The 14,018-nt window shown below is 34.6% G+C and carries 10 protein-coding genes, 1 pseudogene and 1 riboswitch; of the genes and pseudogenes, 5 read left to right on the top strand and 6 right to left on the bottom strand.

Features of this window, described 5'->3' with window-relative positions:
• Positions 1–285 (top strand): annotated as a pseudogene (locus BKP45_RS23185) (IS5/IS1182 family transposase); the annotation flags it as partial.
• Between the two features lie 192 nt (positions 286–477).
• Here the strand turns inward: BKP45_RS23185 and metE are convergent.
• On the bottom strand, positions 478–2,766 hold the full coding sequence (metE, locus tag BKP45_RS20965; protein WP_071391103.1) for a 5-methyltetrahydropteroyltriglutamate--homocysteine S-methyltransferase: 2,289 nt from the start codon (positions 2,764–2,766) through the stop codon (positions 478–480).
• A gap of 266 nt (positions 2,767–3,032) precedes the next feature.
• Positions 3,033–3,213: riboswitch (cobalamin riboswitch) on the bottom strand.
• 252 nt (positions 3,214–3,465) lie between these two features.
• Here metE and BKP45_RS20960 point away from each other — a divergent pair.
• On the top strand, positions 3,466–4,263 hold the full coding sequence (locus BKP45_RS20960; RefSeq protein WP_071391102.1) for a Cof-type HAD-IIB family hydrolase: 798 nt from the start codon (positions 3,466–3,468) through the stop codon (positions 4,261–4,263).
• A 220-nt stretch (positions 4,264–4,483) separates the two neighbouring features.
• Here BKP45_RS20960 and BKP45_RS20955 read toward each other — a convergent pair whose 3' ends face one another.
• A complete protein-coding gene (locus BKP45_RS20955; RefSeq protein ID WP_071391101.1) occupies positions 4,484–5,137 on the bottom strand; it encodes a M48 family metallopeptidase in 654 nt (217 codons plus the stop codon).
• 187 nt (positions 5,138–5,324) lie between these two features.
• Here BKP45_RS20955 and BKP45_RS20950 point away from each other — a divergent pair, with 187 nt between their 5' ends.
• Positions 5,325–5,516 (top strand): hypothetical protein, encoded by a 192-nt coding sequence (locus BKP45_RS20950; RefSeq protein WP_071391100.1) that lies wholly within the window; start codon positions 5,325–5,327, stop codon positions 5,514–5,516.
• A 1,128-nt stretch (positions 5,517–6,644) separates the two neighbouring features.
• Entirely contained in the window at positions 6,645–7,556 is a 912-nt protein-coding gene (locus BKP45_RS20935) for a cupin domain-containing protein (RefSeq protein WP_071391097.1), read from the top strand.
• Between the two features lie 289 nt (positions 7,557–7,845).
• Here the strand turns inward: BKP45_RS20935 and BKP45_RS20930 are convergent, their stop codons facing one another.
• Both BKP45_RS20930 and BKP45_RS20925 read right to left on the bottom strand, forming a co-directional pair.
• Positions 7,846–9,357 (bottom strand): vanadium-dependent haloperoxidase, encoded by a 1,512-nt coding sequence (locus tag BKP45_RS20930; RefSeq protein WP_071391104.1) that lies wholly within the window; start codon positions 9,355–9,357, stop codon positions 7,846–7,848.
• 443 nt (positions 9,358–9,800) lie between these two features.
• Complete coding sequence (locus BKP45_RS20925; RefSeq protein WP_071391096.1) at positions 9,801–10,625, bottom strand: ion transporter; 825 nt, start codon at positions 10,623–10,625, stop codon at positions 9,801–9,803.
• A 498-nt stretch (positions 10,626–11,123) separates the two neighbouring features.
• Here BKP45_RS20925 and BKP45_RS20920 point away from each other — a divergent pair, with 498 nt between their 5' ends.
• Complete coding sequence (locus BKP45_RS20920; RefSeq protein ID WP_071391095.1) at positions 11,124–12,398, top strand: IS4 family transposase; 1,275 nt, start codon at positions 11,124–11,126, stop codon at positions 12,396–12,398.
• Between the two features lie 500 nt (positions 12,399–12,898).
• On the opposite strand, the gene BKP45_RS20915 is transcribed toward BKP45_RS20920, so the two are convergent.
• Positions 12,899–13,201 (bottom strand): DUF6962 family protein, encoded by a 303-nt coding sequence (locus BKP45_RS20915; RefSeq protein WP_071388249.1) that lies wholly within the window; start codon positions 13,199–13,201, stop codon positions 12,899–12,901.
• 52 nt (positions 13,202–13,253) lie between these two features.
• Positions 13,254–13,781 carry an AAA family ATPase gene (locus BKP45_RS20910; RefSeq protein ID WP_071388250.1) on the bottom strand — a complete coding sequence of 176 codons (528 nt, stop codon included), beginning with the start codon at positions 13,779–13,781 and terminating at the stop codon, positions 13,254–13,256.
• Positions 13,782–14,018 lie beyond the last annotated feature (237 nt).

Genomic DNA, 14,018 nt, shown 5'->3' with positions numbered 1-14,018 from the left:
GAGCCAGTCTTCGGATTTTTGAAGGCTAATTTGCGTTTCACTCGAATGTCTGTGAGGAGCAAAGAGAAAGTAGAAAATGAATTAGGCTTCGCGTTTATGGCGGTGAACTTAAGAAAGTACACCGCCATAAACGCGAACGGAACTAATGGTCATGAAAATAATCCAATCGAAAAAAGGTTCCGATCATCAAATACAATAATCGGAACCTTTTTTCTTTATTTTTGGCTAGTTATGTCCCAGCCTCTTTATACTATCGTCATGTTCGATAAGGTCAGTTACACATAAAGCTGAACTTCAATCAGTGGGGGTTTTCCTTCATCCCCCACTGATTGTTAGTTCAACTTATCGGACCTTTAGGGGCAGTTTATCCCCCACCTAAACTTCTCGATTTTCTTAAGTTTTGAGGTGGGGGTCTTACTTGCCCCTTAAGAGTGGGATAATACAATGTGCACGAAACCAAACCAATACCATTAGCATTTACACTGTTTGTTTTTGATGTTGACGTAATTTCTGTGTTGCTACCACCATATTTTTTAACGATGCAATGGTTTCTTCTTCATTACGTGTTTTCAAACCACAATCGGGATTAACCCAGAACTGTTCTTTTGAAATTACTTCTAAGCTATCTTTTAAAATTACATCTATTTCTTCTATACTTGGTACGCGTGGGCTATGAATATCATAAACTCCTAGCCCAATACCAAGGTCATATGGATTTTGTTTCAAAGATTTTATTAGTTCGCCGTGACTTCTAGACGTTTCAATTGATATAACATCTGCGTCAAGGTCACGAATTGGCCCTATAAAATCATTAAACTCACAATAGCACATATGCGTATGAATTTGCGTTTCATTCTTGACACTTGAAGTGGCTAACTTAAATGCGTTTACTCCCCATGCTAAATACACATCCCAATTTTCTTTACGTAATGGCAAGCCTTCACGTAGTGCCGGTTCATCCACTTGAATAATCGCAATCCCAGCATTTTCTAACGCTTTTATTTCTGCTCTTAACGCCAAAGCAATTTGGTTGGCTACTTCCGCGCGAGAAATGTCATCACGGACAAAAGACCAATTTAATATAGTAACCGGCCCTGTTAACATTCCTTTTACAGGCTTAGAGGTTAATCGCTGTGCTTCCTTTACTTCCTTTACTGTCATTGGCGTTGTCCATTCAACATCTCCGTAAATAATTGGAGGTTTTACGCAACGTGAACCGTACGATACGACCCAAGCTTTTTCTGTAAAAGCAAAACCACTCAACTTTTCTCCAAAATATTCGACCATATCTGTACGTTCAAATTCACCATGCACCAAAACATCTAGGCCAATTTCTTCTTGAATACGAATCCATCGAGCCGTTTCATTTTTCACAAACTCCGCATAGTCAGAATCGCTAATTTCTTTTTTGCGCCATGCTGTACGTGTACGTTTTACTTGATTTGACTGAGGGAAACTGCCTATTGTTGTTGGAAAATCAGGTAAGTGTAAAATCTTTTGCTGTAAAGCTTGACGATCACTAAAATCCATAGGACGTTTAAAATGTTCTGGATTCACTTGTGAAATAAGCTCCTTTACACGTACATTTTTCCTAACTTCGTGCTGTGCCAATGCTTCTATTGCTAACATACTTTTTGATACGCTATGTTTCCCTGACCATGCCTCGTCAAGTACATAGGATTTAATTTCGGTTAATTCAACAATTTTCTCATCCGCAAATGACAATGCATTTGCTAGTGTCGTTTCTAACTTCTTTTCCGACTTCGTAGTCACAGGTACATGTTGCAAACTGCACGAAGACTGAATCCAAGCTTCATCTGCATTACTTAATGTTAGTACTGCTTTAATTATCATCGCTTTTTCGGCAAAATTTGCTCGCCAAATGTCACGTCCGTTTACCATACCGATACCTAAAACTTTATTTTGTGGGAACCCGTATTTACGAAGAGAAGCCATATTTTCTTTTTCGCCATGCACAAAATCAAGACCAATCCCTGCAACTGGTAATTGCGATAACTGTTCATACACTGATAGTCCCTCGAAATATGTTTGAAGCATGATTTTTGCAGATGGTACCTCTTGTGCTAGTTGTTTGTAAATTTCTTGTACCAGCTTTACATCGTCTTGTTGCAACGAAAGAACTAATGCTGGTTCTTCCACTTGAATCCACTCAGCACCAGCATCGACTAATTCCTGAAATACTTGTGCATATAGTGGTAACAGTTTTAAGTAAAATGCTGCTTTCGACTTTGTATCATATCCTTTTGCTAACTGAACAAACGTGTACGGACCGATAATTGTAGGCTTTGTCACAATCCCTAATTGTTCTTTCGCTTCTACAAAGTAATCTAAAATATAATTATTAGTTATTCTTAGTGGTCTATCTTCATATTCAGGAACGATGTAGTGATAGTTTGTGTTAAACCACTTTGTCATTTCACAAGCAACCACACTTTTTTCCCCTCGTGCCATAGCGTAATACGTAGGTAGATCTACTTCTTCACCTGTCCACTTATAACGAGATGGAACTAAACCGAACATTGCTGCAACGTCAAGCATACGATCATAAAACGTAAAGTCCCCTACAGTCAGGAATTCTAACCCTAATGCTTGCTGACGTTTTAAATTATTTAAACGTATTGTTTTCATATCTGAAAGAAATTGCTCTTTTGGAGTTTCACCTTTCCAATAAGATTCTACACAACGCTTCCACTCGCGATTTTCTCCAATGTACGGGTAACCAATAGCTGTACTAACTAATTTCATTTGTATTCCTCCTATAAATATACATTTTTTAAATTAACATATATCCAAATAGTAGAAATGTGCGACAATGAACCAACCCTATTTAGGATAGCCTGATCTAGATCAGCTGAAAATTATGACTGATATAGAAAAAAAGCCATCTCCTCGATAGGAAAATGGCTCTACATTCAAGTTATTAGGTATGCATAAATAAACATGCATACTAAGCAAATCATAACTCGTTTGTCGTACAAATAATGTCACCACCTATTTCCACGTAGGCATTTGGTGTGTACTAGAAATTGGCAGGTCTCCTGGCTTATCATCAATGCTCCTCACACCTTCCCATCCTAAGACAGTGGTATTCGTGATTCACTCCGATTTACAGTTGCGGGACAGCGACGGAATTACACCGTTCTTCCCTTTTAAGCCAAGCCTCAGCTTGGCACCGATTCTTACACGATATGTAATTGTTACTCACTATAACATAGTAATAAATAATTGTACACAATTTTCTTAATAATAGGACAAAGGGACTGAACTATTCCTATTAAGTTAAAGAATGGCCAGTCAATAAAAAATAGTTTCTGCTAGTTGTTCTAAATACACTATTTTTGTAATTTTCGGACGACACCATGTAGTCCGCATAAAATAGTTTTTGCTATACCAAATATTTGTTATAGTTAATATATTAAACATTCAGAAAGGAACTATGAAAAAATGAAATGTTTTTCAATTGATTTAGACGGTACATTATTAAACTCACAACATGAAATATCTGAAGAGAATCTCAAAGTTTTACAATATTTGAAAGAACAAGGGCATAGCATTATCTTCAACACAGGAAGAGCGTATGAAGATGTGGTTAAATTTGAAGCCGTGCAAAAAATAGAAGCTCCTATTTTTAGTATTAATGGGACCGTTTTATACTCAGCTTCTAGAGACGTTCTGCATGAAGCGTCACTGTCAGTTTCGATTTATAAAGAGTTGTTTCCAATCTTAAAAGAACTAGGATTATGGATGATGATCTATACGAATCAAGGCGGTTTTCCTTGTAGATTTCCAATGATCATGGATAAAAGTGATGAAGAGATTGATCTAATTTTTAAAGATTACGATTACGATTCAGTTCTTCAGAAGGATAATCTCAAAATTTATAAAGTTATGGCTGTATCACGTAAGGATCAACTCGGAAAAATTGATCAAGCTAAGCAATTAATACAAGGGAAAATTGAAGTGTCGATGGCATCTTCGCACCCAAACAATGTTGAGTTTACGTCAATTGATGCTACAAAAGGAAAAGCTCTTCTTCGTTATCAGCAACAAACAAATCAACATTTCGATGAAATTTATGCTTTTGGAGACGGTGGTAATGATATTTCCCAATTTAAGGTGGCCACAACTTCTGTTGCAATGGCGAACGCACCTTTCTACATTCAACAAGAAGCCGATGTCATAACAAAGACAAATGATGAAGATGGATTTGCCTATGCTGTTCGTCATTTAATAAATATATAATATTAAGAAATTAGTTTTAACGATTTAACATTGTTATTGAAATTCAAAAAGATGGACAGAGTTGAAAATACCTGTCCATTTTACATATTTCCTACTTTAAAATAATTGTTACTTGAAATTAGATGGTTAATTGTAATCCTTTTTAAATTTGTAGGCGCTGGAGCTAGACACTTTCTAAGTAAGGAATTTTATGCTTTCTTACCTTATAAAAAATTGTTTCCTAGAGTGTCATATATTGACCTTGCCTAGCTAAATACTCTTCCTTTTTTTTATAATCTGGGACAATACTACCAACACGTCTCCAAAATGATCGGTCATGATTCATATGAATCAGATGACATAGTTCATGGACGATTACATAATCGATCACTTCAATAGGAGCCATTGCTAAGCGATAATTAAAACTTAATTTTTTAGTCGAACTACAGCTTCCCCACTTGACTTTTGACTCTATTATTTCAATGACTTTCGGCTTCACTCCAAGTTGTTTTTGATAAATTTCAATCCTTTTCCCTACTATTTTTTTACAGCTAGAAAAATAAAATTTCTTTAGTGTTTCTTTCAGTTCTTCTTCTCCTAATTCACTGGTGTTAATTAATTCGTGAAGATAATATTCTTTTCCAAGATGCATAAACTTCCCTTCATCTTGATACTGTTTTTCCTTTGGGTTTTCTTGTGCTTTTTTCAATTCCTGTAATTTTTCTTTTATCCATTTACTTTGTTTTTCTATCGCACTAACAATCATTTCTTCACTTGTATCCTTAGGGACCTTAACTGTAATAAATCCATTGGTTGCTATATGAATATATATTTTCTTTCGTCTTCCGTATTGAATATCAAACTCTATGATGTCATTTCCAATTTCGACTTTCATAACTCACCATCACTTTATTTAATTATTTTCATAGTTTCCGTTTAACCCACCGATTTAGTTGTAGGATTTAGTAGTAGTTTATTTAATCATTTTATTTTTGAATTCTTTCTGTCCAATCTTTTGTTAACGGACCGTCATAAAACTAAAGTATAAATGATAACAACAACTAATTAAAGGGGAGAATGCAATGGAACAATTAGCATGGGCTTATCAAGGACAGTTGGTAGAAATTAGAGATGGCTATGGTGGAATTCATAGAGGAGTTATCGAAGGGGTCAATCAACGAAGAGGATTATTTCTTCGCACATCACCCTTTAGAAGAATATTTATTCCATTCTTCTTAATCACCTCACTATTTCTTTTAACGGGTTTATTCTAAAAAGATAAAGATACTTTAGCAAACATAACCTTTAGTCGCTGAGTTAGCCTTAATTATATTCGAGACTTCAGAATTTGTTAAATTCCTCGAAAAAATGCATATGCTCTTTTTTTACAAGGTAAGTATAAAATTTCTTAAGTTAGAAACACTCCAGCTCCAGCGCCTATCGATCGTGACCAAGGCGCTGAAGCTTTTCTTGTCAATTCCCTCCAATATCTTTACTATCTCTCTTTAAAAAAACGAATATCTTTGTAGATTTTTTGCTGATAAGGCTAAGATTTGTGAATTATCACTCTTCTTTTACTAGTTCATGTAGTACATTGAACTATTCAAAAAAAACGAGAGCATTAAACGAAAATAGTCAGTAAAATACTAATAACTAGTAATAGGGAGCTAATTACAAACATTTGTTTTATAGATAATAATTTATCAAGAACTCTTACAATTAAGCCGCAGAATATAACGATTAACCCCCAACTCCAACTAGGTATTAATTCCATAAAAATAAAGAGGTTAATAAAAGAAAGGGCAGTTATCATTAGTAAATAACCTAGGAAACGATATACCTCCATAAGATTTTTCTGACTTTCCTTATCTAAATTTTTCAATGGTTATCGCCTCTAATAATCGTAATATTTATTCAACACGGTACTAAAACAAAACTCATTTCTTTTCATAGCAATCTTCACATATGAATTTCCCTTCATTTTGTAAATACGCTTTAATTTCAGTCATACCTCTAAATTGCGGATATCTCATTTTTACATAAACGACATCATTTCCTTTAATATGTTGATCGCATATAGAACATTTAGGTTTTATTTTAAACATCTTTTATAATCTCCTTAAACAAAAACTAGTTTTTTTCTAACCTACCTATTAGAAACATACCAAAATTTGTTTAATTTTCAACCTTAAAATTGACATTTCTGTTTAGAGGTGTAGTGTTTGAATATCTTCAAAACAAAGCTTTTAAAAAAAGAATGCTATTCAGTTATGATTTGCTCACTAAAGAAAATAACGTTTTCAACTAAAAGTAAATATTCTAATCAATTAATTTCATACGAAGTACCTTTCCAATGCATAGGCATATGATAATTTTATAACACCTAGAAAGGAATGATCAAAGTGTATTATGTTCCCAATTCATATCCATACCCTTATTACGCTACTGTTAACACGCCCAATCACTCAGATTTCATGCTAAGAAATCATCAAGAAGATGATCAACAAGTTTTTAATGCCATACTTTCAGCAATCAAAAGAGAAGCTTCAGCCATTGATCTATATAGTCGTTTAGCAAATGCTGCACCTAATGAACATAAAAATGACATCCATTATGCTATAGAAGGTAAAAAAGGTCAATTGATGCAATTTAATAACCTATATTATACACTTACTGGAAGGTATCCTGAGTATAAGATTGATAAAGTTCCTTTTCAAAATTATAGAGAAGGTTTACAAAAAGCTTATGATGGAGAAATTGAAGGATATGAAGAATACCATAAAAATGGTACACTTACTCAACATCCACTAGTTCAGAATGTATTTATGTGGGCGGTTACTGGTGAAAAAGAAACCGCTGCACGATTTGGGTATTTACGTCAGGAAGTCTTGCATAAATTAACAGATTATGGATCAGAACCATTCGTTGTTAATATTGAGGAAGTGACTAAACAAAACGATACTTTCCGTACGGCGTTATGGACAGGGAAGCATTTACAAGTGACATTGATGAGTATCAATGTTGGTGAAGACATAGGATTAGAAGTTCATCCAAACCTTGATCAATTCATACGTATTGAAGAAGGTCAAGGACTTGTACAGATGGGTGACAGCAAAGATAAATTAGATTTTAGAAAAAATGCCTCTGAAGATTTTGCGATTATGGTACCTGCTGGAAAATGGCACAATTTAACCAATACTGGTAATATACCACTAAAACTTTACTCAATTTATGCCCCGCCCGAGCATCCATTTGGAACCGTACATGAAACAAAAGCAATAGCAATGGCAGCTGAAGAACATCACCATCACTAATTAATCAAAAGTAATAAGAAAAACGCAAGCGCTACAGTTCTAAACGTAGACCGAGTCAAGTGAGATATATGAGAACGAAAGCACTAGTCTTTCGTTCTCCTTATCGTTATAGAGGCTAGGGAATCTTTTGGTAGTTATCTATAGTCCTAATCCCAGTATTTTTATTATTAAGCCATCAAAAAGTTTTATTAAATAGTCAAACCAAAGCGCTAAACTTCCTACTTTCCGTACTCTACTCTTCTCTGAGGCGATTAACTTTTTAAAACCCTATTCATAGGAGAACTAACTTCTACTTGATCGTAATAACTGTTCCGTCAAACTTTGTTAATGTAAATCCAGTAAATTTCTCGTTATACGTTTTCCGATAATCTTTAAGGACTTCAATTGCAACCGCTTCTCCAAGCCTCATACCCTCAACGCCGTCTGTTCGCCAATGAACACCAGCCATATCTCGGCCAAGTGAAATATTAGATGCAAGTTTATTCAATTCACCTCCAATTGTTAAAGAAGTTCCTGAATAAGGCACTAGTTTAAGTCCATCCATACTAGCTGAAACTGGATTAGGAATAACAAACTCTTCATTAAAGTATGCCTTAAGAACGGTTACCCCTGCTCCGGCAATACAAGCATGCCCAGCAGGATAAGCTGGATGGGTCGGGCACCCTTCTGGATAAGACATTGGTAATAAATAGGTTCCATACTTTTTGAACACTTTTGCTATCGCCTTCGAATGAAGTAATTCTTCATGGATTGGGTAATTGGTAGCATTCGTTAGGTGATTGTGGACCCTTCCCCCAAACTCTTCTGGACGTAGTCTACGATGAACTAAAAATTTATGAAACCACGCAGCTTCTAATGCTACACGTGTAACTTTTGCAATTAAATCTAAAATATGGGGTGCACCAAATGTAATAAAACCACCTTGACTTGCAGAATTAATATATGGATTATTTGGACAAAGCGCATCTCTTCCAAATTGATTTAAGATCAAACAAGCTGAAAGTGGGCCTTGGTACGAAAAATCATAATGAACATATTCCCCTAAATCACGGCCGTTACGAATATAGCGCGGAGTTGAATCAAAATTAGGTTCTGCAAAAGTTCCACCGTTTTGGATATTCAACCATTCTTCATACGATGTCATATAATCAGAACCTTTGCATGTGCTACGATAACGTTGAGGTAAAGTTGTTGCTCCAAACGGAATGTCTTTATACAAAAATTGCGAGACATATGGCCCTACGAGGTCCCCTGGAGTATCACCGCGAAATAAAGTACGAGTAGTCACATTCCCTTTTACTTTCGGACCACGAAAATCTGATAAACTTGATAACTCTTTTGAAGCTTCTCTAGTTGATCGATGTGTAGCGTATTCTCCAAAGTGAATGTCTCGTGTTAAAGCCCTCCAAAACAATTCAACCATTTCACTTGCCTCCCAGGAACTGCTAAACACAGGGGGGCTCGGTAAACTTAATTGATGACAATCGGCGCCGATTAGGTCATAAACAAATGACGCTTGTGGATTTGCAAGTTTAACAACTCCTCCAAGAGGAATGGCTTCAAAGTCATCAGGATTACTGCTCTTTAATGCCTTACTATACGTTTTATAGGCTTTTAGGTCAACTTCACCTAAAGAATTATGTGGTAATGCCTTTGAAAAACTTCCAATTTTATTTCGAAAATTAAATTCATCACCATTACATTGATGATGTACACGAGCAAGTTCCTTATATATTTTTGCAGTTTTTTTACGAAGGTGGTACGCTTTTTTTCTTCTATCTTTTGCACTTATTGGCCCCATGACACATCTCGTTTTGTTTTTATCCAAGTTATCACCACCCTTTTACAGATAAGAAAGCAAATTAATTCCTTTCAAAATTATATGCATGAAATTTGGGTAGAGAACTACTTGAATTCCCTTAAATATGCCAACTGAATAACCATAATTAATATACGTACCAAACCTATATTTACAAACGTTCTTCTTCTGCATCATTTTTAAATTTTCAACCTTACCAATGACGTAATCATCAAACTCAAATTGGTGGTTGGGGCGACTTTGGTTTTTATAGTTACCAAACGAATAGCGATTAAGTTAAAATAATAGACGCAAATTTATAAACTTAATACAATGCAAAAACGAAAAGAAAATTTACTGTATATAACATTAAAAAGTACTATCCATCAAACTTTGCACACCGATGGATAGTACTTTTTTGATAACTGGCACTGTCAAAGATAGTTTTAACCTTTCTTCTTTTCAAGTAATAGTTGTTTAATCTCATGAATATCTTGCTTTAATTCTTGATTCTCTTTGAATAATCGATCCATTTGTTCTTCTCGATTTGCATCGTCTTCTTGAGACAAATAGCTTAAGATAACAGCTACAACAAGGTTTAAAATCACTAATGCTCCTATAATGATAAAGGTTACAAAGTAGACCCAAGACCATGGCACTTCACTAATAATAGGTCTAGCAACTTGACTAGCCCATGATTCAAATGTTACGACCTGCATCAAGGTGAAAAGCGCTGTATGGAAACTACCAAAGAACTCATAAGGTAGTACCTCACTAAAAAAGGTTGTCCCGATAATCGCATAAATCGAAAAAATCAAAAGCGTTAACCCTAAAATTCCAGTTAATGCTGGTACGGATTTCATTAATGAATCAATAATTTTTCGTAACGCAGGAATTGCTGGGATCATTCTTATCAAACGCAACACCCTGATTAACCTTAGTACGCTCACGAATGGTGTTGAATAAAATACTAAACTTCCTATGACAATACTAAAGTCAAACCAATTCCATCGATCGGAAAAATACCCTTTGAAACCTAAGCCAATGACTTTTACTAGTAGTTCTACTACAAAGATCCAAACAATGATTTTATCCAAAGCTAATAATAGATGATTACCGTTGAAATATGTCTCACTAATGATAATAAGTCCATTTAGTAGAATTATGGCTATCACTATTGGCTGAAAATATTTATGTTCGATCAGCTGTCTAATAGTAGTTCGAAAAGAGATATTGGTACTATTCATTTCTTCTTTCTTTTTCAATTCCATGACTATTTTTCCCTTTCATTCATTTTCTAATATTACCTCTATTATTATAGCATTTAAACTATTTAATATATTACTATAAAAGGAAAAATACTTCATTAAAAATGATTTAGAATAAAGCTGAAGTTCAATCAGTGGGGGTTTTCCTTCATCCCCCACTGATTGTTAGTTTAACTTATACCACAGGCATAAGAATAACTAATCATCAGCTATCACTGATGAAAGTTATTCTATATCGGACATTTAGGGGCAGTTAATCCCCCACCTAAACTTTCCGATTTTCTTTCGTTTTGAGGTGGGGGTCTTACTCAATGTCATCAGGCTAAGGATACAAATATTGGAATGTTACTTTCTGCTTCTTTTTTTGTAATGAGCTACTATCAAAGTCCCGTAAAATAATCATTGAAATATAGAGAAATAACTTGACTTTTGAAAAAACGCCTAACAATCGATTTGAATACCTTTCGTTGGTATATCAAATGTGATGGTGGGGATTTTGATATGGAAAATAAGACTTTTTTAGAGGCAGTACGTGTGACAGAACGGCTTTTGAACGATGTAATATTTATGTGTGAGTCACGGATGAAGTCGACCTACTTTACACGTCTTGGAAACAACAAAATGGATTTTTCAAGCCTTATATTATTTTGTTTGAATTTCGTGAAAAAATCGTTTCAACTTGAATTAGATGATTTTCACAAGCTACTAAATCTGCCCGATGTAAGTATATCGAAGCAGGGGTTTTCTGAAGCTCGACAGAAAATATCTCCGAACGCATTTATGAAATTAGTAGACGTTGTGACAGAGTGGTTTTATGAAGATGGCGTCATAAATACGTTTAAAGGGTATAGGCTTTCCGCTATTGATGCCTCTATCTTAGAATTAAATAATTCTGAACGATTAAGAATGGCATTCGGCTTTTGTGAAAATAAAACGAAAAAATTTGCCCGTGCTCTCGCTTCCGGTATATATGATATCGAAAACAAAATCATGATCGCATCAATAATCACTCGGTACAATACTAGTGAGCGAGATGTGGCCATTGAACTGATTGAAAAACTTAAGGAAATGGGTTTGAAAAATGACCTTATCCTCTTTGATCGGGGATATCCCTCTAGACATTTCATCTCATACTTACACAGTAACACCATTAAGTTTTTAATGCGCGTTTCTTCTTCAACATTGAAAGAAATCAATGAGAGCAAGGGTCCAGACCAACGAATTCAGATAAAAGGTGTGGATGGAGAAGTGATTGCTTTACGTGTTCTACGATTCACTTTAGATTCTGGAATTGAAGAAATCCTCGTTACAAATGTAATGCATGAAGACTGGGGTATTCAAGAATTCAAAGAGCTTTATTTTAAAAGGTGGGGAATTGAAGTTAAATACATGGAATTAAAAAGTAGGCTTCAACTTGAAAATTTTACAGGTGACACTGCCATCTCTGTGGAACAGGACTTTTACGCTTCGGTTTATTTAGGCAATATGATGGCGCTTTTGAAACACGAAGCGAATGAAAAGATTACAGAGGAAAATGACGGAAAAGACCTAAAACATAAGTATGAAGTAAATACAAATATCCTTGTTGGAAAGTTGAAAAATTCGTTGATTCTTATGTTTCTAGAAAAGCAGCCGGAAAAACGCACCTCTCTCTTCCATCGCATCATGCAAGAAATCGTACGAAATAAGGTGCCTATACGGCCTGGGAGATGTTTTAAGCGTAATATGGGATTGAAGGCAAATAAATATTCACTTAATAGAAAGAGATGTCTGTGAGGATTATCGTTTTAGCTTGAAAGAGTAACGTATAAGCTTTTAATAGAATTGGAGAGCAAGAAAACAAGGACTTGTAAAAAAATGACATACAAGCCCCGGGTATCCTATTGCCTTTTTTCCTAAGTTGATTGATCAACTTTTCTTTAGGCTGTATTATATTTTCCTAATTTAGAGGTTTAGATGTAATTTGTAAGTTATTGGCTCTTTAGCCTGATGACATTGGGGTCTTACTTGCCCCTTAAGTGTGGGATAAAACACCTGTAAAACCTTACAAAAAGGTCTTCAATTTGGTTATATTAAACAAGGAAAAAATGAGTGGTTCTCAGTTTAATGGGTTCTGTTGAGGGATGCAAAACTTGTATTGAAACTAGTTTTATCACTCAAAATGACAAATTATAGTTATCAAAAGACACCAGAAAAAAGATGGCAATTGCCATCTTTTTTGACATATGTTGAATCTTAATCATTTTTAAAGGTCTTTCTTCAACTAATGCTCACCGTTAATTGATGAAGAAATGTAGAATCGGGGGTGATAATAGTAATACAATCGCACTTATTATTAACGTTTTGGACACCGCTATAGGTAGTTTTTCTCTACCCTTTCCTTCGTACCATCCACTGAATTGTAGTTTATTTCTATATAAAACAAAGATTAATATAAAAACACCGAGCATAGCTGTCCATCCATATTTTTCTGTATGAATTCCAATATTTGAATAAATAGCATGAGGTATTCCACCTATTAGTGTTGCAAGAATAGCAAAAATAAAAATAATCCTTAGTAGTTCCAATAATACTCGCACATTACTCTCCCCTTTACGCTTCGTCACTAACGCGTTCGTTACTTCAACAGAATCAATAGTTGAATCTAGGATTTTCTCTTATATTCGAAAGCATTTCATTTAAATTTGATGGTTGTATGTTGGTTGTATTATAGACAAAGCGTTTATCTATTCCTTTACTTTCAAACTCATCCACTAATTCTAAACATCTTACTCCCATCTGATGTTCTTTAATCCTTAAAGCGTCTCTTCTTAACAGTTCAGCATGATCCACCCATAAAACAACATATTTAATTTCGACATTCTTAACCTTGGCATAAATCTTTTGAGAAAACTTTTCTACTTCTTCTGGAAAAGCAACGTAATCAATAATCACATTCTTTTTTGCCTGAACAAAATTGATACTTAAATCAGCAAAATTTTCCCAAGTTAATGATAGTAATTCTTCGCTTTCCCACGGCGGTAGGTATCCACCAATAACCATATGATTAATTAAATCGCCTTCAATATAAGCACTATGGTCAAACTGTTTAGCAAGTCTTATGGAAGTAGTAGATTTACCAACTCCTGCGGGTCCAGATATAATATAAATTTTATTCATTATTTACCACCTATTTTTTATATGTACATATGTAATTCAATGTTAAATCCTTAAAATCCTTTGTTCAACTAAACTCAATACTGTAACGAAAGTCGAACTATCGCTATTGAAGTAACGATTATCGTTAGTTAGAAATTTATTAATTCTGATTATAGAACAAACCAACAGAGTCTTCTAATTCAAATAAGATATTATTTAAAAAATTAAAGAGTGAAATCGTTAGTGAAAATCCCATGT

The sequence above is a fragment of the Anaerobacillus alkalidiazotrophicus genome (assembly GCF_001866055.1).
The sequence above is the reverse complement of the archived record's forward strand: the minus strand, read 5'-3'. Positions and strand labels throughout refer to the sequence as shown.